At 70.6% G+C, this 20,948-nt stretch carries 20 protein-coding genes; 10 read left to right on the forward strand and 10 right to left on the reverse strand.

Annotated elements, in window-relative coordinates:
* Window positions 1–178: 178 nt before the first annotated feature.
* On the reverse strand, window positions 179–1,189 hold the full coding sequence (locus ACFWI8_RS12875) for a LacI family DNA-binding transcriptional regulator (RefSeq protein ID WP_387089527.1): 1,011 nt from the start codon (window positions 1,187–1,189) through the stop codon (window positions 179–181).
* 153 nt (window positions 1,190–1,342) lie between these two features.
* Between ACFWI8_RS12875 and ACFWI8_RS12880 the strand changes: the two genes are divergently transcribed.
* Window positions 1,343–2,752, forward strand: coding sequence for an endo-1,4-beta-xylanase (locus tag ACFWI8_RS12880; protein WP_387089530.1), 1,410 nt, complete (start codon window positions 1,343–1,345; stop codon window positions 2,750–2,752).
* Window positions 2,753–2,788: 36 nt separating this feature from the next.
* Here the strand turns inward: ACFWI8_RS12880 and ACFWI8_RS12885 are convergent, their stop codons facing one another.
* The gene (locus tag ACFWI8_RS12885) at window positions 2,789–3,496 is read right to left on the reverse strand and encodes a TetR/AcrR family transcriptional regulator (protein WP_387089533.1); all 708 of its coding nucleotides are present in this window, start codon (window positions 3,494–3,496) and stop codon (window positions 2,789–2,791) included.
* A gap of 122 nt (window positions 3,497–3,618) precedes the next feature.
* On the opposite strand from ACFWI8_RS12885, the gene ACFWI8_RS12890 reads away from it, so the two are divergent.
* Entirely contained in the window at window positions 3,619–4,071 is a 453-nt protein-coding gene (locus ACFWI8_RS12890; RefSeq protein ID WP_387089536.1) for a nitroreductase family deazaflavin-dependent oxidoreductase, read from the forward strand.
* Between the two features lie 16 nt (window positions 4,072–4,087).
* Here ACFWI8_RS12890 and hemC read toward each other — a convergent pair whose 3' ends face one another.
* Window positions 4,088–5,020 (reverse strand): hydroxymethylbilane synthase, encoded by a 933-nt coding sequence (gene hemC / locus ACFWI8_RS12895; protein WP_387089539.1) that lies wholly within the window; start codon window positions 5,018–5,020, stop codon window positions 4,088–4,090.
* Between hemC and ACFWI8_RS12900 the strand changes: the two genes are divergently transcribed.
* From ACFWI8_RS12900 to ACFWI8_RS12910, 3 genes are read left to right on the forward strand one after another with little or no spacing between them, the layout of a single operon-like run.
* Window positions 5,019–5,645 carry a hypothetical protein gene (locus ACFWI8_RS12900; RefSeq protein ID WP_387089542.1) on the forward strand — a complete coding sequence of 209 codons (627 nt, stop codon included), beginning with the start codon at window positions 5,019–5,021 and terminating at the stop codon, window positions 5,643–5,645. The two genes, hemC and ACFWI8_RS12900, sit on opposite strands and share 2 nt — an antisense overlap.
* A gap of 50 nt (window positions 5,646–5,695) precedes the next feature.
* A complete protein-coding gene (locus tag ACFWI8_RS12905; protein ID WP_311599464.1) occupies window positions 5,696–6,088 on the forward strand; it encodes a hypothetical protein in 393 nt (130 codons plus the stop codon).
* A gap of 4 nt (window positions 6,089–6,092) precedes the next feature.
* Window positions 6,093–8,591, forward strand: a complete 2,499-nt coding sequence (locus ACFWI8_RS12910) for a DUF4132 domain-containing protein (protein ID WP_387089545.1) — start codon at window positions 6,093–6,095, stop codon at window positions 8,589–8,591.
* Here the strand turns inward: ACFWI8_RS12910 and ACFWI8_RS12915 are convergent.
* From ACFWI8_RS12915 to ACFWI8_RS12940, 6 genes are all read right to left on the reverse strand, one after another.
* Window positions 8,578–9,435, reverse strand: coding sequence for an NAD(P)H-binding protein (locus tag ACFWI8_RS12915; RefSeq protein ID WP_387089548.1), 858 nt, complete (start codon window positions 9,433–9,435; stop codon window positions 8,578–8,580). The genes ACFWI8_RS12910 and ACFWI8_RS12915 overlap by 14 nt on opposite strands.
* A gap of 116 nt (window positions 9,436–9,551) precedes the next feature.
* The gene (locus ACFWI8_RS12920) at window positions 9,552–9,887 is read right to left on the reverse strand and encodes a hypothetical protein (RefSeq protein WP_387089551.1); all 336 of its coding nucleotides are present in this window, start codon (window positions 9,885–9,887) and stop codon (window positions 9,552–9,554) included.
* Between the two features lies 1 nt (window position 9,888).
* A complete protein-coding gene (locus ACFWI8_RS12925; RefSeq protein WP_387089554.1) occupies window positions 9,889–10,467 on the reverse strand; it encodes an Imm50 family immunity protein in 579 nt (192 codons plus the stop codon).
* A 355-nt stretch (window positions 10,468–10,822) separates the two neighbouring features.
* Window positions 10,823–11,311: a hypothetical protein gene (locus tag ACFWI8_RS12930; RefSeq protein WP_387089556.1), complete on the reverse strand. Its 489-nt coding sequence runs from the start codon at window positions 11,309–11,311 to the stop codon at window positions 10,823–10,825.
* 12 nt (window positions 11,312–11,323) lie between these two features.
* Complete coding sequence (locus ACFWI8_RS12935) at window positions 11,324–15,796, reverse strand: DUF6531 domain-containing protein (protein WP_387089559.1); 4,473 nt, start codon at window positions 15,794–15,796, stop codon at window positions 11,324–11,326.
* A 213-nt stretch (window positions 15,797–16,009) separates the two neighbouring features.
* Window positions 16,010–16,228, reverse strand: coding sequence for a hypothetical protein (locus tag ACFWI8_RS12940; RefSeq protein ID WP_387089562.1), 219 nt, complete (start codon window positions 16,226–16,228; stop codon window positions 16,010–16,012).
* Window positions 16,229–16,343: 115 nt separating this feature from the next.
* Here ACFWI8_RS12940 and ACFWI8_RS12945 point away from each other — a divergent pair, with 115 nt between their 5' ends.
* Together ACFWI8_RS12945 and ACFWI8_RS12950 are read left to right on the forward strand one after the other, a co-directional pair.
* Complete coding sequence (locus tag ACFWI8_RS12945; RefSeq protein WP_387089565.1) at window positions 16,344–17,198, forward strand: helix-turn-helix transcriptional regulator; 855 nt, start codon at window positions 16,344–16,346, stop codon at window positions 17,196–17,198.
* A complete protein-coding gene (locus tag ACFWI8_RS12950) occupies window positions 17,182–17,439 on the forward strand; it encodes a DUF397 domain-containing protein (RefSeq protein WP_387089567.1) in 258 nt (85 codons plus the stop codon). The genes ACFWI8_RS12945 and ACFWI8_RS12950 overlap by 17 nt, the downstream gene beginning before the upstream one ends.
* A 228-nt stretch (window positions 17,440–17,667) precedes the next feature.
* Here the strand turns inward: ACFWI8_RS12950 and ACFWI8_RS12955 are convergent, their stop codons facing one another.
* On the reverse strand, window positions 17,668–17,814 hold the full coding sequence (locus tag ACFWI8_RS12955; RefSeq protein WP_311599446.1) for a hypothetical protein: 147 nt from the start codon (window positions 17,812–17,814) through the stop codon (window positions 17,668–17,670).
* 277 nt (window positions 17,815–18,091) lie between these two features.
* On the opposite strand from ACFWI8_RS12955, the gene ACFWI8_RS12960 reads away from it, so the two are divergent.
* The 3 genes from ACFWI8_RS12960 to ACFWI8_RS12970 are packed head-to-tail and all read left to right on the forward strand — an operon-like array spanning window position 18,092 to window position 20,943.
* A complete protein-coding gene (locus ACFWI8_RS12960) occupies window positions 18,092–19,444 on the forward strand; it encodes a protein kinase (RefSeq protein ID WP_387089571.1) in 1,353 nt (450 codons plus the stop codon).
* On the forward strand, window positions 19,431–19,814 hold the full coding sequence (locus ACFWI8_RS12965; protein WP_387089573.1) for a hypothetical protein: 384 nt from the start codon (window positions 19,431–19,433) through the stop codon (window positions 19,812–19,814). The genes ACFWI8_RS12960 and ACFWI8_RS12965 overlap by 14 nt, the downstream gene beginning before the upstream one ends.
* On the forward strand, window positions 19,795–20,943 hold the full coding sequence (locus ACFWI8_RS12970; protein ID WP_387089576.1) for a caspase family protein: 1,149 nt from the start codon (window positions 19,795–19,797) through the stop codon (window positions 20,941–20,943). Before ACFWI8_RS12965 ends, ACFWI8_RS12970 begins: the two co-directional genes overlap by 20 nt.
* Window positions 20,944–20,948 lie beyond the last annotated feature (5 nt).

A 20,948-nucleotide genomic window follows, 5' to 3' on the forward strand; every position in this document is an offset into this window, starting at 1 on the left:
GTCGGCGGGCGCGCCGGCATACGCCCGCGCGCAGCGCCGCGGCGCCGCCCCGCGGGCCCCGCAAGCGCGGAGCGCGTGAGAGGGCGGGTGGGTGGGGGAAAATCCGCCCACCGCGCCCCAGCGGCGGTGCCGCCCGTGTCACGCGGACCGGCTTGCCGGGGGAGGGCGGCGCGCCGGCCTACGGCCGACGCGCCGTCGACGCGCGGACGACCAGTTCCGTCGCCAACTCGACCCGCGGCGAGTCGATCTCCTCGCCCCGCGCCTGCCGCAGCACCGTCCGCGCCGCCACCTTCCCCATCTCCGCCAACGGCTGCCGGACCGTCGTCAGCGGCGGCGCCACCCACCGCATCTCCGGCAGGTCGTCGAAGCCCACCACGCTCACGTCCTGCGGTACCCGCAGCCCGCACTGTCGCAGCGCCTCGATCGCCCCCATCGCCATCTGGTCACTCGACGCGAAGACCGCCGTCGGCGGGTCGGCGAGGTCCATCAGCCGGCGGCAGCCGTGGAAGCCGGACTCGTGGTAGAAGTCGCCCGGTACGGTCAACTCCTCCTCCACCGGGACGCCGGCCGCTTCGAGCGCCGCGCGGTAGCCGTCGTGCCGGGCCCGGCTGCACAGCAGCCGCGGCGGGCCGGCGATGAAGCCGATGCGCCGGTGGCCGAGCTCCAGCAGGTGCTCCGTCGCGGCCATCCCGCCGGCCCAGTTGGTGGCGCCCACCGTCGGCGCGGCGATGGCCGTGCCGCCGGCCGGGTCGACGACCACGATCGGCACCCCGAGCCGGGTCAACTCCTTGTGCAGCAGCGGCTCGAGCACCGACGTCACCATGATCACGCCGTCCGAGGCGCGCGCCCGCAGGTTGGTCATCCACTGCCGGGCGGCCCCGGCCCGGTCGTGGATGGCCGAGACGACCGTGCCGACGCCGGCCGCGTGCGCGACCTCCTCGACGCCTCTGATGATCTCCACCGCCCATGGGCTGTCGAGGTCGTTGAAGACGAGGTCGAGCAGCGCGGCCCGGTCGCCGTGGGGCTGGACCCGCCGCCGGTAGCCGTGGTGCCGCAGCAGCTCCTCGACCTTGGCCCTGGTCTCCGGCGCCACGTCGGACCGGCCGTTGACCACGCGGGAGACGGTGGGCACCGACACGCCCGCCTCCCTCGCGATGGCCGTGATCGTCACCTTGCGTTCGCCTGCCATGAGCACCTCTTCTGTCGCATCCGGGCGCGTCCGGCCACCGGAAGTTTTTCAATGTTATTCCGGAAGGCTTGACGCCCTCCAGGGCGACCCATACAACGGACGCGTCAGCCTGCGGGGGCATGACAACGAGAGGGGTATCGCATGCATCCCCTGGTGCGCAGAGCCGCAGTCGTCATCGCGGCCGGGGCTTTTCTGCTCTCCGGCGGCGCGGTGTACGGCAGCGCCCAGGCCCAGGAGTCTCCGTCCGAGAGCCCGGCGGCCTCGGCCGCGACGCTGCGCGAGGCGGCGGCCGCCCAAGGAAGGTTCATCGGCACCGCCATCGCCGACGGCAAGCTGAACAACACCACCTACACCAACATCGCCCGTACCGAGTTCGACAGCGTCACCGCCGAGAACGTGATGAAGTGGGACACCCTAGAGCCGTCCCGCAACTCGTTCAACTACGCGCCGGGCGACCGTCTGGTGAACTTCGCCCAGGCCAACGACCAGCAGATCTACGGCCACACCCTGGTCTGGCACAGCCAGCTGCCCGGCTGGGTGTCGAACGGCGGCTTCTCCGCCACCGAGCTCAACTCGATCATGACCAACCACATCACCAACGTGGTCACCCACTACCGCGACTCCGTCGAGTACTGGGACGTGGTCAACGAGGTGTTCAACGAGGACGGCACGCTGCGCGGCTCGGTCTTCCAGAACACCATCGGCCAGGGCTACATCGCCAACGCCTTCCGGGCCGCGCGCGCCGCCGACCCGGACGCCAAGCTCTGCATCAACGACTACAACATCGAGGGCACCAACGCGAAGAGCAACGGCCTGTACAACCTGGTGAGCTCGCTGCTCAACCAGGGGGTGCCGATCGACTGCGTGGGCTTCCAGTCGCACTTCATCCTGGACCAGATCCCGTCCACCTTCCAGGCCAACCTCCAGCGCTTCGCCAACCTCGGCCTCGAGGTCAACATCACGGAGCTCGACATCCGGATGACCACGCCGGCCGACGCCACCAGGCTGGCGCGGCAGGCGACGCAGTACGCGGGCGTGGTGCAGACCTGCCTGGCGATCTCGAACTGCGGCGGCATCACGGTGTGGGGCATCTCCGACGCCGACTCCTGGATCCCCGGGGTCTTCCCGGGCGAGGGCGCGGCCTGCCTCTATGACGCGAACTACGTGGCCAAGCCGGCGTTCAACGCGGTGCTGACGGCGTTCGGCGGGGATCCGGGTGAGGATCCTGGCGGCCCCGGCGAGCCGCCCGTCACCGGCTGCGTCGCCAACTACACCGTCGCCAGCCGCTGGAACACCGGCTCGACGGTCAACGTGAGCGTCACCACGTCCCAGGCGGTCAACGGCTGGACGGTCACCTTCAGCCTGCCGGTCGGCGAGTCCGTCACCAACTCCTGGAACACCGCGCTCAGTCAGAGCGGTACGACGGTCACCGCCCGCAACGCCTCCTACAACGGCTCGGTGGGCGCCGGTGGTTCGTTGAGCTTCGGCTTCCAGACCAACAGCGGCGCCGTCTACAGCGCGCCCGTCCTCTCCCTCAACGGGACGGTGTGCACGGCGTCCTGACGTGCCATCACCCGGCTGGCCCGGTGGCGAGACGCCTCAGCTCGCCGCCGGGCCGACGCCGGCCTCGGCCGCCAGCCGGCCCACCGCGTGCTCGAAGAACTCGGCGGGCGCCGTGAGGGCCCCGTTGTACTGGTCGAAGACCTCGAAGCTGACGAGGCCGACCAGCTGTCCCCAGGCGGCCAGCGCCGCCCCGAACACGTCGGGCGGCAGCTCCGGCGCGTACTCGGCGGCCAGCGCCGCCAGGTCGGCGTGCACCGGCTCCGGCGGCTCGCCCCAGGCAGGCCGCTCCAACAGGCCGTCGGCGTGGGCCTCGCGCAGAACGGTGAGCAGCGCCAGCGGCACCCGGACGCCCGCGCGCACGGTGTCCTGCGGGGCCGCGTAGCCGGGGATCGGCGTGCCGTGGATCAGCCCGAACTCGTGCGGGTTCGCCAGCGCCCAGTCGCGCACGGCGCGGCAGACCAGGACCCAGCGGGCGCGCGGGTCCCGCCGGGGCGACGCGGCGAGCGCGGCCTCGGCCGCCTCGCCCATCGCGTCGTAGGCGTCGATGATGAGCGCGGTGAGCAGCTCGTCGCGGCTGGGGAAGTAGCGGTAGAGCGCCGAGGAGACCATGCCCAGCTCCCGGGCGACGGCGCGCAGCGACAGCTTGGGCGCTCCCTCGGCGGCCACCCGGCGCCGTGCCTCGTCCTTGATCGCCGCCGTGACCTCGCGCCTGGCCCGCTCCCTGGCCCCCTTGATCGTGCTCATGGCCCCAGTCTGCCATCTCCCGGAACATCGCTCCAATGTGAGAGCGGTGCTCTTGTTTTCGCGCGATCAGGGTGTAATCATTGCTCCCAACCGAGAGCAGTGCTCACCGAAAGGGCCTCCTGATGTCCACCACCTCGCACGTGAAGAAGCCCGGCTGGTTCACGGTCAACGTCCTGAACCGCCTGGTCGCCTTCCTGGCCCGGCGCGGCGTCAGCGTCAAGGGCTCCCGCGTCCTCGCCGTCCGTGGCCGCAAGAGCGGCGACTGGCGCACCACCCCCGTCAACCTGCTCACGGTCGACGGCGTGGACTACCTGGTCGCGCCCCGCGGCCACGTCCAGTGGACCCGCAACATGCGGGCGGTCGGCGGCGGCGAACTCCGCCTCGGCAGAAAGGCCGAGCCCTTCACCGCGGAGGAGGTGCCCGACGACGAGAAGCCGGCCCTGCTGCGTGCCTACCTCAAGCGTTGGAAGGCCGAGGTCGGGGTGTTCTTCAAGGGCGTCGGCCCCGACTCCCCGGACGCCGACCTGCGCCGCGTCGCGCCCGACCACCCGGTCTTCCGCATCACTCGGTCGTGATCCGCCCGGCCGTCGCTCAGTGCGGGATGGTGTCGATCAACTCGCGCGCGCCCTGGCGCAGGAGCGCCACCGCCACCGAGGTGCCGAGCGTCGCCGGGTCGAGCGGCCCGGCCCACTCGTGGGCGTCGAGCACGGTCTTGCCGTCCGGCGAGAACACCCGCCCCCACAGGCTCAGCCTGCCGTCCCGCTCCGCCTTGGCGTAGCCGGCGATCGGGCTGTTGCAGTGGCCCTGGAGCACATGCAGGAACATCCGCTCCGCCGTCATCTCCCGCCACGTCCCCGGGTCGCCGAGGGCCGCCACCGCGTCGATGACCTCCGTGTCGCCCTCCCGGCACTGCAACGCCAACACCCCCGCCCCTATGGGCGGGCACATCTCGTCGACGCCGAGCACCTGGCTGATCCGGTGTGCCATCCCGATCCGTTCGAGACCCGAGACGGCGAGCAGCAGCGCGTCGGCCTCGCCCGCCGCCAGCTTCTCGAGCCGGCGGTTGGCGTTGCCCCGCATCGGGACGGTCACCAAGTCGGGGTAGGCGGACGTGAGTTGCGCCACTCGGCGGACCGATGAGGTGCCGATCCTGGTGCCCGGCGGCAGCTGGTCCAACGTCCGCCCGGCCGGGTCGACCAGCGCGTCACGGATGTCGTCCCGCGCCAGGTAGGCGGCGAACACGGTGCCCGCCGGCAGCGGCCGGTCGGCCGGCACGTCCTTGACGCAGTGCACGGCCAGATCCGCCTCGCCGGCCAGCAGCGCCGCGTCCACCTCCTTGGTGAACGCGCCCTTCCCGCCCAGCTTGGCGAGGTCACCCTGCCACCTGTCGCCCGAGGTCGTGACGGGCACCACCTCGGTGCGGATCTCCGGGCGCAGCGCGGCCAATTCGGCGCGAACCCGCTCGACCTGTGCCAACGCCATCGGGGAGGACCGGGAAACGATCCGGATGAGCTCAACGGCCATGCGGGACACGATAGCCTTCCGGCACGGGGACACCTGCCAGACCGAACGCCAGAACGGATACGTAGCCCTCATGGCTGAGGTAGATGACTTCGCCCTGCTGGCCCGCATCGCGAGTGATGAAACGTTGCTGCGCTACTTCGAGTGGCCCTGCGACTTCGATGTGACCCGGCGGGAGCCCGTGGAACACCTGCACCTGTCGTCCGGTGCGCCCCTCGAACCCGTCGCGGGCTGCGGCTCCGGCGGCACCTACTTCCTGATCGGCGAACCGGGCGCCACCCGCCCGGTGATCTACACCAACTCCGAGGGCCGGGGCGGCCTGATCGCCAACAGCCTGCGGGAGGCACTGGAGTTGATGGCCGGCATCCCCTACTGGATGGAATGCCTGCACCTCACCCCCGCCGAACTCGCCCGCCCCGAAGTCGACCTGCTGAAGAAGCTGGAACTCGACTTCAACGAGGACCTGCCCGAGTTCGACCCCGCCCACCAGCGCGCCGCGGCGGCCGCCCTCGGCATCTCCCCACCCAGCCCCACCCGACTCCTGCGCCGCCTCCGCGAGCGCGTGGCGCGCACCCGGCCCGACTACATCGTCCACACCAACGAGGGCTGGCCCTACGACAGCTTCTGACGACCGAGTCCTCGAACGCACTGTCAGTGGTGGCCCGTAACGTCGCCGGTATGCCATACGTGACGTTCGTCGACGAGACGACAGCGGGGGAGCGCTCGGCCAGCTGGGCGCTCGACATCACCGGTGAGCGCACCACGCCCCGCGAGCTGATCCGGCGGCGCGTCCGCCACGAGGTCGCCGAGTACAACGCCCGCACCCCCCGCGTCTTCCGCGGCCTCGTCCAGCCGGAGCGCGCCGAGCGGGTGCCCGGCGGCTACGCGATGCCCGCCCCCGGTCACGTCGACGCCGACGCCCAGGTCGAGCGGGCCCTGCGCGCCTTCCAGGGCAACGGCTTCCTGCTGCTGGTCGGCGACCGGCAGCTCACCGAGCTCGACGAGGAGATCGAGCTGACGGCCGACACGGAGGTGACCTTCCTCAAGCTGGTCGCCCTGGTGGGGGGTTGAGGACATGAGCGCACAGCAGCACGCCACCGCGCTGCGGCAGGCTCTGGCGGCCGGCGACACCGCCGCCGCGATCGAGGCGGCCGACGGCATGGTGCGCGCCACCCTGTCCAGCCGGAAGTGGAACTACGACTTCAGGGATGCCTGGTTCCTCTCGCTGTCCGAGCTGCCCGCCGAGGTGCGCCGGCCCGTCGCCGAGCGGGTGGCCGCGACCCTCGCCGAACTGCCGGCCGACCGGGGTCTGGTGGAGGTCGGCTTCGACCCCGCCACGGCTGTCGCTCTCCTCGCCCACGATCTGGCGGACGACCGCTTCGAGGCGGCGCGCGACTGGCTGCTGCGCGCCGTGGGGAGACGCTTCGTCCTTCACGGCCTCTGGGGGGTGGAGCCCCTCCTCGCCGCCGGTGCCGCCGCCGGCCGGAGCATGCCACCTGAGGCGCTGGCCACCTTCCGTCGGACCGCGCTGGACCACTACGCGGCCTCCGCCGCCACCCGTGCCGCGTTCAAGCGGCTCACCGACCCCCCGCTGAACGTGGGCGAGGCGTGGGCCGACAGTGCCCTGGCCGCCGTCACAGGGCCCGACGACCCGTGGCTGACGCTGCTGCACCACCTCACCACCGCCACCACCGCCAAGCCGTCCGCCGCGTGGGAACAGTCCGCCCGCGCCCTGGCGGAGTCGGTCGGTGCCGAGCGGGTCCGCCCCCTCGTCGTGACCCTGCTGCGCCAGGTGGGTCGCCCTCGTACCCTGCCGCTGGAGGTAGGTCCTTACCGCACCGCCAACGACCTCTTCGACGTGCACAACGCCACACCGCTGCGCGGACTGGCCTGGCTGGCGTCCCTCCTGCCGCCCGACCGGGACACGGTCAGGACCCTCGGCGCCCTGGTCGAGACCTCCCTGCGGAAGGTGTCGGGCGTCGGCCCGCGCAGCCCCAAGGTCGCCAACGCCGGCGTGGTCGCCCTCTCCAGGATCGACGACGAGGCCGCCCTCGCCGAGCTCGCCCGGCTGGCCGCCCGCGTCACCTACAAGGCCACCGCCAAGCTCATCGACGCCGCCCTCAGGGACCGCGCCGCCGCGCTCGGCCTCGGCCGCGAGGAGGTCGAGGAGTTGGCCGTCCCCACCTACGGGTTGACCTCCGTCGGAGCGACCACCGTCCCGCTCGGCGAGACCACCGCCCTGCTCGCGGTCAGCGGCGTCAAGGCCACCCTCACCTGGCGCACCGCCGCCGGCAAGCAGGTCAAGGGCGTCCCGGCCGCCGTCCGGCGCGACCACACCGAGGAGTTGACCGAACTGCGCGCCTCGGTCAAGGACCTCGACAAGATGCTCTCGGCCCAACGCGACCGCCTCGACCGGCAGTTCCTCGCCCGCCGCACCTGGTCCCACGACACCTGGCGGCAGCGCCTCCTCGACCACCCGCTCGTCGGCACGCTCGCCCGCCGCCTGCTGTGGACCGTCGACGGCACGGCCGTCGGCTTCGCCGACGGCGCACTGCGCACCCTCGACGACACCCCCGTGGCGCCGGCCCCGGACGCGGAGGTCGCCCTCTGGCACCCGGCCGACCGCGACCCGGCCGAGGTCGCCGCCTGGCGCGACTGGCTCGAACGGCACGCCGTCACCCAGCCGTTCAAGCAGGCCCACCGCGAGGTCTACCTCCTCACCGACGCCGAGCGCGCCACCCGCACCTACTCCAACCGATTCGCCGCCCACATCCTGCGCCAACACCAGTTCCACTCCCTGGCCGCCGTCCGCGGCTGGCGCAACCGACTCCGGCTCTGCGTGGACGACACCCTCCCGCCCGCCGTCCGCGAACTGCCCGAGTGGGGCCTGCGCGCCGAGTACTGGATCCACGGCGACAGCGCCGACCACGGCGCGGACGACATCACGGACTCCGGCAGCTACCTGCGGCTCAGCACCGACCAGGTCCGGTTCTATCCCCTCGACGCCCCGGAGAACCTGGCGCACTGCGCCGGCCGCTGGCCCTACGAGATGTGGCTGCCCGACGGCGCCGAGCCCGTCGAGCCGCTGCCGCTGGCGGAGATACCCCCACTCGTGCTGAGCGAGGTGCTGCGCGACGTCGATCTGTTCGTCGGCGTGGCCAGCGTCGGCAACGACCCGACCTGGCAGGACGGTGGCCCCGCCGGACGCCACCGCGAGTACTGGACGTCGTACGGCTTCGGCGAGCTCAACGCGACGGCCCAGACCCGCCGCGTCCTCCTCGAACGCCTCGTCCCCCGCCTCGCGATAGCCGACCGCTGCACCCTGGAGGGCCGCTTCCTGCTCGTGAAGGGCGAGCGCCACACGTACAAGATCCACCTCGGCTCGGGCAACGTGCTCATCTCCCCGAGCGACCGCTACCTCTGCATCGTCCCCACCTCCCGAGCCGCCGCCGAGCAGCCGCCCGGCTACCTGCCCTACGAGGGCGACCACACCCTCGCGGTCATCCTGAGCAAGGCGATGCTGCTGGCCCACGACACGGAGATCACCGACCGGACGATCCTCAGCCAGCTGTAGCGCCCGCGAAGGCGGCCGCGTGCTCCGCCGCCCACTGGGCGAAGGTGCGCGCCGGGCGGCCGGTGACCTGCTCGACGGTGTCGACGACCGTGCGGCCCACCTCCGGGGTGTTGCCGTACGCCTCCAGCAGGAAGCCGATCACCTCCTCCGGATGGCCCGCCGCCCGCCACCGCGCCACGGCCTGCTCCTCGGTCAGCTCGACCAGACCGATCTCCCGGCCGGTGGCGGCGGCGATCGCCGCCACCTTGTCGCCCACCGTGAGCAGTTCGGGGCCGGTGATCACGTACTCCTGACCCCCGTGCCCCTCCTCGGTGAGCGCCACCGCGGCGACGGCCCCGATGTCACCCTCGTGGACCATGGCGCTCAGCCGGGAGACGAACGGCTCACGGACCTCCCGCGCGGTCGCGATCGGCTCCGCCCACTCCAGGGCGTTGGCCATGAACTCGACCGGCATGAGCACGGTCCAGTCCACGCCGTCGTCGGCACGCACGGCGTCCTCCAGCGGCGAAGGCCCGCCACCGTGCAACACGGTGACCCGCCGCACCCCGGCCGCGCGGGCCGCCTCCAGGATCCGCGGGCCGGTCTCCAACGGGCCGAAGTAGGCCCCGCCGAAGGTGATCAGGTGCAGACCGGTGACGCCCTCCAGGGCCGGCACCAGACTGTCGGGCTCGGTCAGGTCACCCTGCACGACCTCCACCCCGGCCGGAAACACGGCCCCCGCCGCGTTCCGTGTGAGCGCCCGCACCTCGTGCCCCCGGGCGAGCAACTCGGCCACGACCTGCCGCCCGACGGTCCCGGTGGCGCCACTGACCAGTATCTTCTGCGTCTTCCGTGTCTTCGTCATGGCACGACCGTAGGAGCCATTGAGGTCACATCATGTCCGCAATGCCCGGGCGGCGGGGCGGGCCACGGTCTGCGCCACCTCAGTGCCACGCTCACTCGCCGGCACCGCGCGGTCGGTCAGAACGCCCCGGTGATCAGGCCCCGACGCTCGACTCGTGGCGGGGAGTCCGCGTCGAAGCGGACCGACGTGCCGGGGCCGGCGAGGGTGACGGCGAGCCGGCCGTCCGGGAGTTCGGCGGTGCCCCAGGAGGTGAGCGGCTCATGGGTCCAGCCGTCGACCGCCAGATCGGTCACCCCGCTGTACACGACCGACAGCTCGTGCGCCGTGTAGCCCCGCCCCTGCCAGTCCGCGAGCGCGTCCTCCGGCAGGCCGGGACGCCGGCTCGTCACCGTCACCGAACGCCCTCGTTCGTCGATGTGGACCGAGGTGATGTGAGGTTCGTCGAGCGTCACGTCAGAGCCGTCCCCAGTACGCGTGGTCGGTGGTGTCCGGAAGTGAGTCGCCGAGACGGATCTGGTCGACGCGCCCGACATGCCAGTACGTGTCGTCACGGCTGCGGGTCGCCGCGAGGTGGCCGACGGTCAACGACGCGTTGCTGGTGAACTCCAGCACCTGCCCGTCCCCTCCTATCGCCGAGACGGCGATGCGGCGCAGGTGGGCCGGCTCCCGACGGCTGATCTCGACGCTCACCGGCGTGCCGAACGGCCACCCCGCGACCCGCACGTCGGCGACGTCGAGGAAGCGCACCTGGAGCTCGAAGCCGTCGCACCCCGCCGCCACCCACGCCTCGTCCGGCCGGTCCGGCAACCCGGCCGGCCGGAACCGCGAAGTGAGCGTGGGCCCGTCACGGTCAAGGTGCAGGGACACGAGCACCGCACCGTCCAGGCTCGGTGGCGTGGTGAAGTACCCACCCAACAGCTCCCCGTTGGTCAGGAGAACAGCCCAGGGAAGCGGCGTAGGAGTGGTCTGTCCGGCCTGCCGGGGGCTCTGCCATCGAGTCTGCGGAATTCGCGACGGCTCCCTGCGGATCACTCGTTACGACCTTCCCCGTCATACTGGCGATCTCCAAGTAAGAGAGTTCGTGGACCTCGATAAACACTCCTGAAGGGCACCGCTCTGCCAAAGGCGGCCCGGTCAACTCCACTCCCGCTGCGAGCCAGGCCGCGTCCCGCCAGTACCGACGAGCACTGTGAGCCACACGTGCGGGTGAACTCGCATGCCACGCTCGACCGGTTGGGGGAGGCACGTGGGCCTCGGCGCGCAGATCGGTGGCCAGACCTCCCCTGCCACCCGGGAGGCGAAATCGAAAGCGATATGTCCATGCCATCACGCGTGCGTACTGGAAGGTCTCACCCCTCGAAAGGCGGACGCAGCCATCCTTTCTCGGTTATCGGAGCTTGGCGCGATACTCCGTCAGCGCCCTGCGGAAAGCCTGCGGACTTGACTCGTCCAGTGGATCGTCGAAGCCGACGAGGGGAAGGCTGACCTCGATGGCAGAGATGGTCTCCTGACGTGTCTCGTTCCACTGGTGAATCGCGTCGAACACATGTGACGCGGTGTGATAGGCGGGGTCGATCGCGGCGTGGTCGGGGTGGACCTGGGGCCTGCCGTGCTCATCGAGCCGCATGCGGCGACCGGGAGGCACGATCACCAGTGGAGGTTGGCCGTCTCCGCGCCGGTTGACCAGGATTTCCGCTGAGTCGTGACTCGGACTGCCGCCGTACCGTTCATGGGCGAAGATCCCGGCCATGAGGACCGCGTCCACCGGGACCTGTGCGCGGTTGCCCACCTGAAGGTCGACGTCCGGATCGTTCTCGAAGAAGCGGCGCCATGTCCGGAGCGTCTCCGCGTTGCGGGAGGTGATGATGATCTGCACGTGGTGTCCTCGTCAGGGAATGGGCATACTCGGCAGGATGCGAATCCGGCCCATGTTCTCAATGATGTCGTCTCGCAGCGCGAGCGCCTCGATCCCGCCGGCCTCCACCAGATCGACCCTGCTGATTTCCGGGATGTCGTCGATCCTGATGGTCGAACGAACGAGAGTGTACGGTCCTTCGTCCGGGAATCGGCCATACATTGTTCGTGCGTAGGCCGCCGCGGCTTCGGGCGTCGTGGAGAAGTACTTGACTTCGATGCCCGCCGGATTCTGGAAGGTCCGGGTGCGCGCGATCTGATTCAGCTCGGCGTTCTGGACCGCACGGTAGAGGTACATCTCGCCGGGCCTGAGCCTGTCGAGCCTACCCGTGCACGACAGCAGACCCAGCGGGTCGATCCACGTGAACGGATTGTCCACGTAACCGTAGTGGTTGGGGTCCGGGGCGAGCCCGAGAGGATCCGGAGAGGCATAGCGGCTGATCTCGGGGTCGTAGTACCGGTGGTAGTTGTAGTGCCACTCGCTCTCCGGATCGAAGTACTGCCCGGGGAAACGCAGCGGGGTGTCGGTACTGGTCGCTCCGCCGGACGCGGCCACACCCCACAGCGTCGGGCGGGCCTGCCAGGCGACGTGGCCCGCTTCGTCAACGAGTTCGGTCGGGGTCCCCACCAGGTCGGTGACCATCGCGTAGAAGCGCGCGTCGACCTCGGCCTCCGTCAGGTACTCGCGTTGCGCGACGGGGTATTGACCGGTGTGGTCCCACGTGAGGTGGATGGACTCCGCCTTTCCGGTCTCTGTCGTGGTCTGTTCGATGAGTGTGGTGCTGTGCCAGACGAATTCGACGTTCTCCGTGATCGACCCGTCCTCGGCCAACCGCTGCTTCGCGATCCGGCGTCCCAGTGGGTCGTACAGATAGCGCCAGACCGTGCCGTCAGGGGTGCGGACGGTCGTGAGGCGATCCTCCGGATCCCATTCATAGCGCCACACGGCAGCTTTCCCGGACAGATGCCGCTTCTGGCGCAGAACGGTGCGACCCGCCGCGTCGTATTCGTAGCGCACTCGTCCGGCCGTCGTGACGCGCGTTCCCTCGAACCGCCGCTCTCCGACAGCCGCCGCAGGAGTAACTCCGTCGCCGGTCGGCCAATGCGCGGCGAGTTGGTTCCCCACCTGGTCGTACGCGTAGTCCTCGCGCCACGAAGGGGCGGTGATGGAAGTGACCCGTCCCATGGGGTCCAACTCCATCGCCGCAGTGCCGAACCGATCGTCGTACAGCCCGGACAGGTGCTGGTCGCCGCGATAGCTGAAAGCCCGGTGCCGCAGCTGGCGCGGTCCCGCGCTGAGGGCCTGACTGGTCAGCTGCCCGGCTTCGTCCCACGTGTGCTGGAGTAGCAGTCCGCCGCCCAGGTTCCTCTGAATTTCGCGACCGACCGGGTCATAGTCGAAGGCCAGGTGACGGCCTGACGCGTCCAGGCTGATCGGACGCCCCGCTTCGTCGTAGTGCCACTCGCTGGTGGCTCCCCCAGGTGTCCGCCGGTGGGTCGTCCGGCCCAGGGTGTCGTAACGGAACGTGGTCGTACGCCCGTTGCAGCTCTCGGCCAGGACGCGTCCCCCCGCGTCCCGTTCGAGAACAAGCTCGGCGACGTCGTTGCGAGCCCCCAGCAATCGCCCGGCGAGGTCATAGGAGAAGTGAGTCAGCTTGCCGCCGACGTGCTTCTCGATCACGTTACCGAGATCATCTCGCTGGTACACGATCTCCTGCCCGAGGCCGTTGACCTTGGCGACGAGCTGGTTCGCCGCATCGTGCACGTACCCGACGGTGCGCTGGTCGAAGTCGGTCTCGGCCACCAGCCGACCCGCCTCGTCGTAGTGGTACTCCCAGGAAAGCCCGAGAGGGCTGGTGACCTTGACGAGTCTCAGTTCGGTGTCCCGATCGTAGGAGAACCGGGCACCATCCGGGTTGATCTGCGACCGGATGAGATCGAAGGGACCGTACTCGTAGCGGAACGTGTTGCCTTCGGCGTCCGTCCGGCTGGCGCAGTTGCCCTCCGCGTCCCAGGTCCAGGACCACTGGGCGCCGAGCGGGTTGGTGTGGGAGGCGGGCTTGCCCTCAAGCGTCCAGGCCAGGCGAGTGACAGCGCCGGCTGGGTCGGTCACCTCGGTCGGACGCCCGAAGGCGTCGCGACGGTAGCGGGTGACCTCTCCCAGCGGGGTGGTCACGGCCAGCGGCAACCCGGCCGCGTCGCACGTGAGGTGTGTGGTGTACCCGAGAGGATCGGTCACGTAGGCAAGACCGCCGTGCTCGTCGTAGCCGTACCGGGTCGTAGCTCCCAGCGGATCGGTTGCCGATACACGGTTGCCGCGTGCGTCGAACTCCTGACGCCACGAGGACCCGTCCACGTCCGTCATGCCGGACGGCAGACCCAACTCCGTGTAGGAGAAGGCGACGTGCTGCCCGTCCGGGCGCTCGATGGTCGAGAGACGTCCCATGGAGTCGTAGGCGTAGGAGTGCGTGCGTCCGAGCGGATCGGTAAGGCTGAGGAGGTTGTCGTAGCGGTCCCAGGCGCGGTGGGTGTGGTGGCCCAGCGGATCGGTTTCGGTGACGAGTTGATAGCAGTCGTTGAACTGGAAGACGGTGGTGTTGCCGAGAGAGTCCGTGAGCAGCGTGCGGTGGCTGTCGGTGTCATAGACGATGCGACTGTTGAGCGCCCCGTCGATGCCCTCGGTGGCCACGCAGCGGCCCTCGGTGTCGTAGACGTAGCGATACCAGATCCCGTTGCGGTCTTCCCAGCCGGTGATGCGGTGCTGGTCGTCGTAGAACAGGCGCTGCGGCTGATCCGAGGAGTTGTAGATCTCGGTGAGATTGCCCTGGTGGTCGTACCCGAAGCGCAGGAGGACAGGGGCCTCGGGAGCGCTGAGGAGGCGAAGAGCGCTGATCCGGCCGTGGTCGGTGGTGACACCGATGTGATACCCGCCGTCGTGCACGACGTCAGTGGGTGCCCCCTGGCCGTCGTAGGCGATCCGGATGTGGTTGCCGTTGCGGTCGCTGATGGCCACGAGGGGGAGTTCGTCACCCCGACGGCCTGGGACGGGCGCGAAGTGCAGCGTGCGGCCGGCCTCGTGCTGATGAACGGTGAGACCAGTGCCGGGGTCGCCGTCCCAGGCCAGGCTCCACCGGGGGCCTTCGATGGGCAGGACGGGCTCGTCGGCGAGTGGGCGAGGGTAGGAGAGGAGCATGCCGTCTTCGGTGGACAGCTGAACCCCGTGCTCTTCTAGGGTGAGGCGTTGGTCGAGAGTGGACGCCCAGGAAGGGCCGAACCAGACCCCCGTACGTACCGAGGTCCGGTGGTGGCGTTCGAGAGCGAGGGGTAGCACGCCCGGAAGCGCGAGGTCGGTGGCCGACATGACTATCTCGCCGGTGGCCATGTCGATCGGGTCGATCCGCGTGATCAGGCTGCGGATGCCCCGCCCCAAGCCGCGGATGCCTTGCCCCAGGCCACGGACGCCAGCGGAGATGCCACGTAGGCCGGTAGTGGCCAGGCCGCGTAGTCCTCGGGCGAGGCCGCCGAGGGTGGTGAGGCCTTTCATGCCGGGGATGCAGTCGAGGGCGGCGAAGGCGACGTCCCACAACGAGGCGCGGCCGTTGGCGTAGTCGTAGAGGGTGTCGGCGAGGACGACGAGGGCGGCGGCGAGGACGACCCAGGCGAGGGGGCCGCCGATGATCATGACGACGATGCCGAGGACGGCGACGACGACCTTGCAGATCTCGACGATGGTGTCCCAGTTCTCGGACACCCAGTGGATGGCGTCTTCCCACCAGCGGCGGTTTTGGATGCCGGCGTCGGAGGCGGCGTCGATCTCGGAGGCGCAGGTGCGGGCGGCCTCCTCGCGCATCTCCTTGGCGTCGAGGGCGAGTTGGCGGGCGGCGGAGAGGGCTTCCTCGGCGGAGTCGACGCGGGACTGGGCGGAGGTGGCGGCCTCGTTGGCGGCGGTGGCATCGCGGGTGGCGGCCCGGACCTCGGCCTCGGAGGGCGGCTCGACGTTCTCGCGTTCGCCCTCGCGTTCCAGGCGCTCGGCCTCGTCGCCGGCGCGGCTCACCCAGTCCTGGGCGTCGGTGAGTGCGGCCTGGGCTGAGGAGAGGTCGGCCTGGGCGGTGATGGCGCGGTCCAGGGCCCGGTCGGCCATGCCCTGCGCGGTCTCCAGCTTCGGCCAGTACGTCTGTAACGCCTGGGCGGCCATGTCGTAGGAGGTCTGGAGTTTCTGGAGGTTGGGTGGGACGCCGTCGAACTCGGAGCGGAAGGCTTCGGCGGAGAGTCCTGCCCAGTCGAGGACGGCGCGGTCCTCGGCCATGCCGCGGATGCGGCCGAGTGCCTCGCCGACGTCGTCCGCGAAGGTCTGGAGGTCGTCGGCGAGTTCCCGTACTTCGTCCGGGTTTCCGGGTGTCGGGTCCCGGTCCATGTCGACAGGTGACCAGTCAGACGGACGTGCCATGATCTTTCCCCCCGTGGTGATCAAGTAGCGCGCAAAGCCCGACTGTACGGTAATCGGCAGGTCACGATGGGTTCAACGGCGGGAGCTTCACAGGTGTGTGACAGTTGCCCTTGGCTCGGCGGTCGGCCTCGCTGAGGGCGTTGACCTCGCGGAGGCGGGCTTCGAGCTCCGGGCGGCGGTCCGGATTGGATGGCTCCGGCGGTGGCTCGTCGGTCACCGGGCACACCCGCGCAGCACGGACGCCAGCTTGCGGGCCAGGTCGACGTTGCAGCGACCGAGGTCGATCCGTGGGCGGGTGCTCTCGTCGGCGCAGGACGGCAGGTCGACGCGGAGGGACGGCAGCACGATGCCGGCGGCCTCGAAGGCCTCGCGCACCTCGGACACCGCCGACTCGGCGTCGGCGATCCGCTGGGAACGGCTCATGGTGCTCATGGCTCACCTTTCATCACGTGGAGTTCGCGAATGCATCCCCAGCGTGACGGTTTGCGGGTTAGCGTGGCCATGGATTTCCGCCCACATCGGCGGTGAAAGGTAGAGGAGTCATGCTATGGCCACACCTCGGAAGCCGATCCACTTCGGGCCCACGCGCGTCGGATGGGAGTTCTTCGGCGCGGAGTTGAAGCGGCGTCGCGAGGACGCGGAGCTGACGCAGGACGATCTGGGGAGGAAGGTGTTCTGCTCCGGCTCGTACATCGGCCAGTTCGAGGCGGCCTTCCGCAAGCCGCAGTTGGAGCACGCGCGGCGGTTCGACGAGATCTTTCAGACAGGGGGCCTGTTTGAGCGGATGTGCGAGGAGTTGATCAACAAGGCGCCGTTCGCCAAGCACTTCCAGTACGCGGCCGAGCTTCAGGCCATGGCCACGGTCATCAATGAGTACGCACCGCTGTTCGTCCCGGGCCTCCTGCAGACCGAGCGCTACGCGCGCGCTGTCTTTAAGGCGGTTGAGCCGTTCGATCCGGCGGAGGAAACTGAGGAGAAGGTGCGAAACCGATTGGAGCGAGGTCGCATCCTCCAGGGGCCAACAGCGCCCGTGTTGTGGACTGTCCTGGGGGAGACGGTGCTGCGTCGACCGATCGGTGATCGTGCCGTCATGGCCGAGCAACTTCGGCATGTGGCGGCAGCAGCGCGCAAGGGCAGGGTTCTCGTCCAGGTGCTGCCGTACTCGTCCGGGGCGCAGGGCATGCTGGAGGGCAGCATGACCCTGATGTCCTTCGAGGACGCTCCAGATGTCACGTACGTGGAGGGGCCCTACTGGGGGCAGTTGCTGGATGATCCCGCGCTGGTGGCACGCTGCCAGAGGGCGTTCGACTTGGCGCGCGCGGCGGCGCTGCCTCCCGAGCAGTCCCTCGAACTGATCGAGTCATTGGCGAAGGAATATGAGAGTGATGAGGGTCAAGGATGAGCTGCGCGGTGTCGTGTGGCGCAAGTCCAGCTATAGCGGAGGCACCAACGGCAACTGCCTGGAGATCGCTGTCGCCTGGCGTAAGTCCAGCTACAGCGGTGGAGGCAACGGGAACTGCCTGGAAGTCCGGGACGGCGTCCCGGGCGCGTTGGCAGTGCGGGACAGCAAGGCTCCGCGGCGTGCCGTGGTGAGGTTCTCCGGCGCGTCGTGGGGGGCGTTCGTCCGGCAGGTCAAGCGCTGAGAGCGCGGGGCCATCGGCGGCGGCGCTGAGGCCGGCGGACTATGCCAGGGGAATGCGGCGCTGGTCCGCGTCGTTCGGGTGCGCGCCGCCGATGGCGCGTGGACCTGGGGGGATGGGGGGAGTGGGGGGTTGGTCCTCGACGTGACGTTCGTTCTATGCCCCGTGCAAGTTTCGGCGAGTTCCGGTTGCGCGTTCTGGACGGGGGCGCACTTGGTGTGCTTGGCGCCCCTACGACGTCCTGCCGCCCTTGGCTCGGCGGTCGGCCTCGCTCTGGGCGTTGGCCTCACGCAGGCGTTGCTCCAGTTCCGGGCGGCGGTCCGGGCCGGACTGTGGTTGTTGGGTGGTGTTCTGCGACTGGGAGTTCTGGGAACTCATCGAGCGCACCTCCTCGACGCCGCCGACGGGCGGGCGGGGGGCGCGGGGACGGGGGTCGTGACGTCGGGCCTTGCCGCCGTCACCTGGTGTTGTCTGGGGAGCAGTAACACGAGCCACCTCTCATCACATGGCGTTGCCGTTGCCAATCTCAGCGTGACGGGCGGCCGGTCCGGGCACCTACCGGTTTCGGCCAACAACGGCGGCCTGCGGTGAGGGAGTCGCCACTCGGTGGCAGGGTGGCGGTCGGCGGTGACGAGGGACGGGGGAGGTGGCGCGGATGTGGGACGCAGGCGTCGTCCTCGGGGGCAGGTACCGGTTGCTGAGGCGGGTGGGCGCCGGCGGCATGGGGGTCGTGCACGAGGCGCATGACACGGTGCTGGATCGGAAGGTGGCGGTCAAGATCTTCCGCTCCGACCACGCCCGGCACCCCGAGGCCGACATGGAGCGCTTTCGGCGCGAGGGCATGGCGTTGGCCCGCATTCGGCACCCCAACGTGGTGAGTGTCTACGACACGGGGATGCACGAGCGCGAGCCGTACCTGGTCACGGAGTTCCTCGACGGCGTCTCGCTCTACCAACTGGTACGCATGCACGGCGCGTTGCCGGCGCCCGTCGTGCGGCTGATCGGGGCCGGGATGTGTGCCGCCCTCGCGGCGGCGCACCAGGGCGGGGTGCTGCACCGGGACGTGAAGCCGTCCAACGTGGCGGTGACCACCGCCGGGCAGGTGGTGTTGCAGGACTTCGGGATCGCCCGGCTGATCGACCAGTCGGCCGTCACCCAGACCGACGTGCGTCTCGGGACTCCCGCGTTCATGGCGCCGGAGTCGGTGCGGGGGTTGCCGCCGACTCCGGCCACCGACCTCTACAGCCTGGGGCTCTGCCTTCACCTGACGCTCACCGGTGAGGCCCCGTTGGGGGAGTCGGACGACATCGGCCCCATCATCGAGCGCGCGGTGACCGAGGGGGCACGGCCGCTGCGGGGGCGTGTCGTCGGCGATCCGGAACTGGTAGAGCTGGTGGACGAGTTGTGTCGGCTGGAGCCGGCCGACCGGCCGCAGTCGGCGGTCGAGGTGCTGGAGCGGGTCGGCCCCGTGCCCGCCGGCTCGCCCCCGGCGCTGACCGAGCTCGTGCGCCGCTGCCTGCGCGCGGAGGCGGTGGGCTACGTCAGAAGCCTGCCGGACGACGAGGCGATGAGCACGGACGCGCCCGAGTACCTGGACCTGTCCGTGCCGCCCTGGGCACATGGCGGGGAGGCGCCGGCGGCGGAGCCCGCCGTCGTGCCGGTCGCGCGGACCGCTCCAGAGCCGTCCCTGTCGCTGAGCATGGCCACCCTCCAGCTGGTGATGTCCAACATGACGCCGGGGAACGCGGTGTCCCGGCAGCGCGAGGCGGTCAACCTGGTGTTGCGCGGTGAACTACGCGAGGCGGCACGGCTGTTGACGACGCTGAGCCAGTTCTGCCTGGGGCGGCTCGGGCCCGACCATCCGACCACGCTGGCGAGCCAGTACTGGCAGGCTGTCTGTCTGGCCAGACTGGGCGCGAGCGGTGAGGCGTTGGCGCTGTTCTCCCGGGTGAGCGAGCGCGCGGGACTGGGGCGGGACGAAGGGGAGGGGACGGATGTCCGAGGTTGAGGTCCTCGTTGAGGGCGGTGAGGCGGAGGACCGACTGCGCTCGCTCCAGGACTGGTTGCGGACGGACGAGACGCTGGACGGGGCGGTGCGGGCCCGGTTGGCGGCGTCGGGACCCGCGGCGGCCGGGGCGATGGGGTTCGGCTTCGACGTGCTGCAGCTGGTGATCGGGTCCGGTCTGTCCACCGGGGCGTTGGCCGTGTCGATCCTCCAGTGGCGGCAGGCGCAGCGCGCGGCGCGGGAGTTGACGTTGCGACGCGGCGACGTCGAGGTACGGATCCCGGTGGCGGCGGTCGCCGCGGACGGGGAGCTGGTGCGGCGGATCGTCGCCCTGCTCGACGGTGAGGACGGGGATGAGCGGCGGTCTGCCTGATCCCGACGCGTCCCGGGCGGTGCTCATCGGCGGTGCGTCCTACCAGTACCTGGAGCAGCTGCCGGCGGTCGCGGCGAACCTGCGCGACCTGTCGGAGACGCTGTGCGACGCCACCCTGTGGGGGCTGCCCGAGCGGCACTGCGTCGTCGTGCCGGACCCGGCGGACGCGCCGTCGCTGATCGGCCCCGTGCGCCGGGCCGGCGACGAGGCGACCGACACGCTGCTGGTCTACTACGCGGGTCACGGGCTGCGGGACGCCGACTCCACCGACCTCTACCTGGCACTCACCGGTTCCGAGGAGTACGCCGGCTACACGGCCGTGGCGTACCAGCACCTGCGCGCCGTGGTGCGCGCCTCGCGCGCCAGGCGCCGGATCATCATCCTGGACTGCTGCTTCAGTGGCCGCGCCGCCCGCATCCTCACCATGGCCGGCGGGAGCCTGGCGAGCGAGGCGTCCGTGGACGGTGCGTACGTGCTGACCGCGTCGCCGCGCGACCGGGCGGCGTTGGCGCCGGAGGGCGAGACGCACACGGCGTTCACCGGCGAACTCCTCGACGTGCTGCGGCTCGGCGTGCCACAGGGGCCCGAGCTGATCAGCCTCGACGTGCTGTACCGGACGCTGTACGACCGGCTCCAGGCCAAGAACCGGCCGGCGCCGCAGCGCAGCCAGGAGAACGACGTGGGCCGGCTGCCGCTGGTCCGCAACCGGGCGCTGGGCACCGCCGGTTCGCCGGCGGGGCCGGTGCTGGACAGCGACGTGCGGACGGCGATGGTCGCGTCCGGGCTGCGGCTCGCGCGGCTGCTGCGGGCCGCTGGCCGGCCGGGGGACGCGTTGCCCGTGCTGCGGCTCGCGCTGCGGGAGCGCGGGCCGGTCGCCGGGGACGGCACGTTCGCCGTGCAGCTCGAACTCTCCGAGCTGCTGGCGGACTCGGGGCAGACGCGGGAGGCCATCGAGGTGCTCGAACAGGCATTCCACCAGACGCACCGCACGCCGGGGCCCGAGGCGGTGCTGGTCTGCCGGCGGCTGGCCGAACTGCTGCAGGAGTCGGGCAACCACATCCAGGCGTGCGAGGTGCTGAAGCACGCCCTGGACCTGGTGACGGGACGGGCCCCCGAACCGGCGGGCTGAGCGCC

Origin of the sequence: Streptomyces sp. NPDC127098, from assembly GCF_042722465.1 — a bacterium.
Classification (GTDB): Bacteria; Actinomycetota; Actinomycetes; order Streptomycetales; family Streptomycetaceae; genus Streptomyces; species Streptomyces millisiae.

Excerpts from the sequence above, each read along its gene's own strand:
- ACFWI8_RS12900 (WP_387089542.1), top strand. The coding sequence starts at position 5,019 with ATGCGGGACACGATAGCCTTCCGGCACGGGGACACCTGCCAGACCGAA.
- ACFWI8_RS12890 (WP_387089536.1), top strand. The coding sequence starts at position 3,619 with ATGTCCACCACCTCGCACGTGAAGAAGCCCGGCTGGTTCACGGTCAAC.
- ACFWI8_RS12910 (WP_387089545.1), top strand. The coding sequence starts at position 6,093 with ATGAGCGCACAGCAGCACGCCACCGCGCTGCGGCAGGCTCTGGCGGCC.
- ACFWI8_RS12950 (WP_387089567.1), top strand. The coding sequence starts at position 17,182 with ATGAGGGTCAAGGATGAGCTGCGCGGTGTCGTGTGGCGCAAGTCCAGC.
- ACFWI8_RS12935 (WP_387089559.1), bottom strand. The coding sequence starts at position 15,796 with ATGGCACGTCCGTCTGACTGGTCACCTGTCGACATGGACCGGGACCCG.
- ACFWI8_RS12970 (WP_387089576.1), top strand. The coding sequence starts at position 19,795 with ATGAGCGGCGGTCTGCCTGATCCCGACGCGTCCCGGGCGGTGCTCATC.
- ACFWI8_RS12965 (WP_387089573.1), top strand. The coding sequence starts at position 19,431 with ATGTCCGAGGTTGAGGTCCTCGTTGAGGGCGGTGAGGCGGAGGACCGA.
- ACFWI8_RS12955 (WP_311599446.1), bottom strand. The coding sequence starts at position 17,814 with ATGAGTTCCCAGAACTCCCAGTCGCAGAACACCACCCAACAACCACAG.
- hemC (WP_387089539.1), bottom strand. The coding sequence starts at position 5,020 with ATGGCCGTTGAGCTCATCCGGATCGTTTCCCGGTCCTCCCCGATGGCG.
- ACFWI8_RS12960 (WP_387089571.1), top strand. The coding sequence starts at position 18,092 with ATGTGGGACGCAGGCGTCGTCCTCGGGGGCAGGTACCGGTTGCTGAGG.
- ACFWI8_RS12945 (WP_387089565.1), top strand. The coding sequence starts at position 16,344 with ATGGCCACACCTCGGAAGCCGATCCACTTCGGGCCCACGCGCGTCGGA.
- ACFWI8_RS12905 (WP_311599464.1), top strand. The coding sequence starts at position 5,696 with ATGCCATACGTGACGTTCGTCGACGAGACGACAGCGGGGGAGCGCTCG.
- ACFWI8_RS12915 (WP_387089548.1), bottom strand. The coding sequence starts at position 9,435 with ATGACGAAGACACGGAAGACGCAGAAGATACTGGTCAGTGGCGCCACC.
- ACFWI8_RS12940 (WP_387089562.1), bottom strand. The coding sequence starts at position 16,228 with ATGAGCACCATGAGCCGTTCCCAGCGGATCGCCGACGCCGAGTCGGCG.
- ACFWI8_RS12885 (WP_387089533.1), bottom strand. The coding sequence starts at position 3,496 with ATGAGCACGATCAAGGGGGCCAGGGAGCGGGCCAGGCGCGAGGTCACG.
- ACFWI8_RS12875 (WP_387089527.1), bottom strand. The coding sequence starts at position 1,189 with ATGGCAGGCGAACGCAAGGTGACGATCACGGCCATCGCGAGGGAGGCG.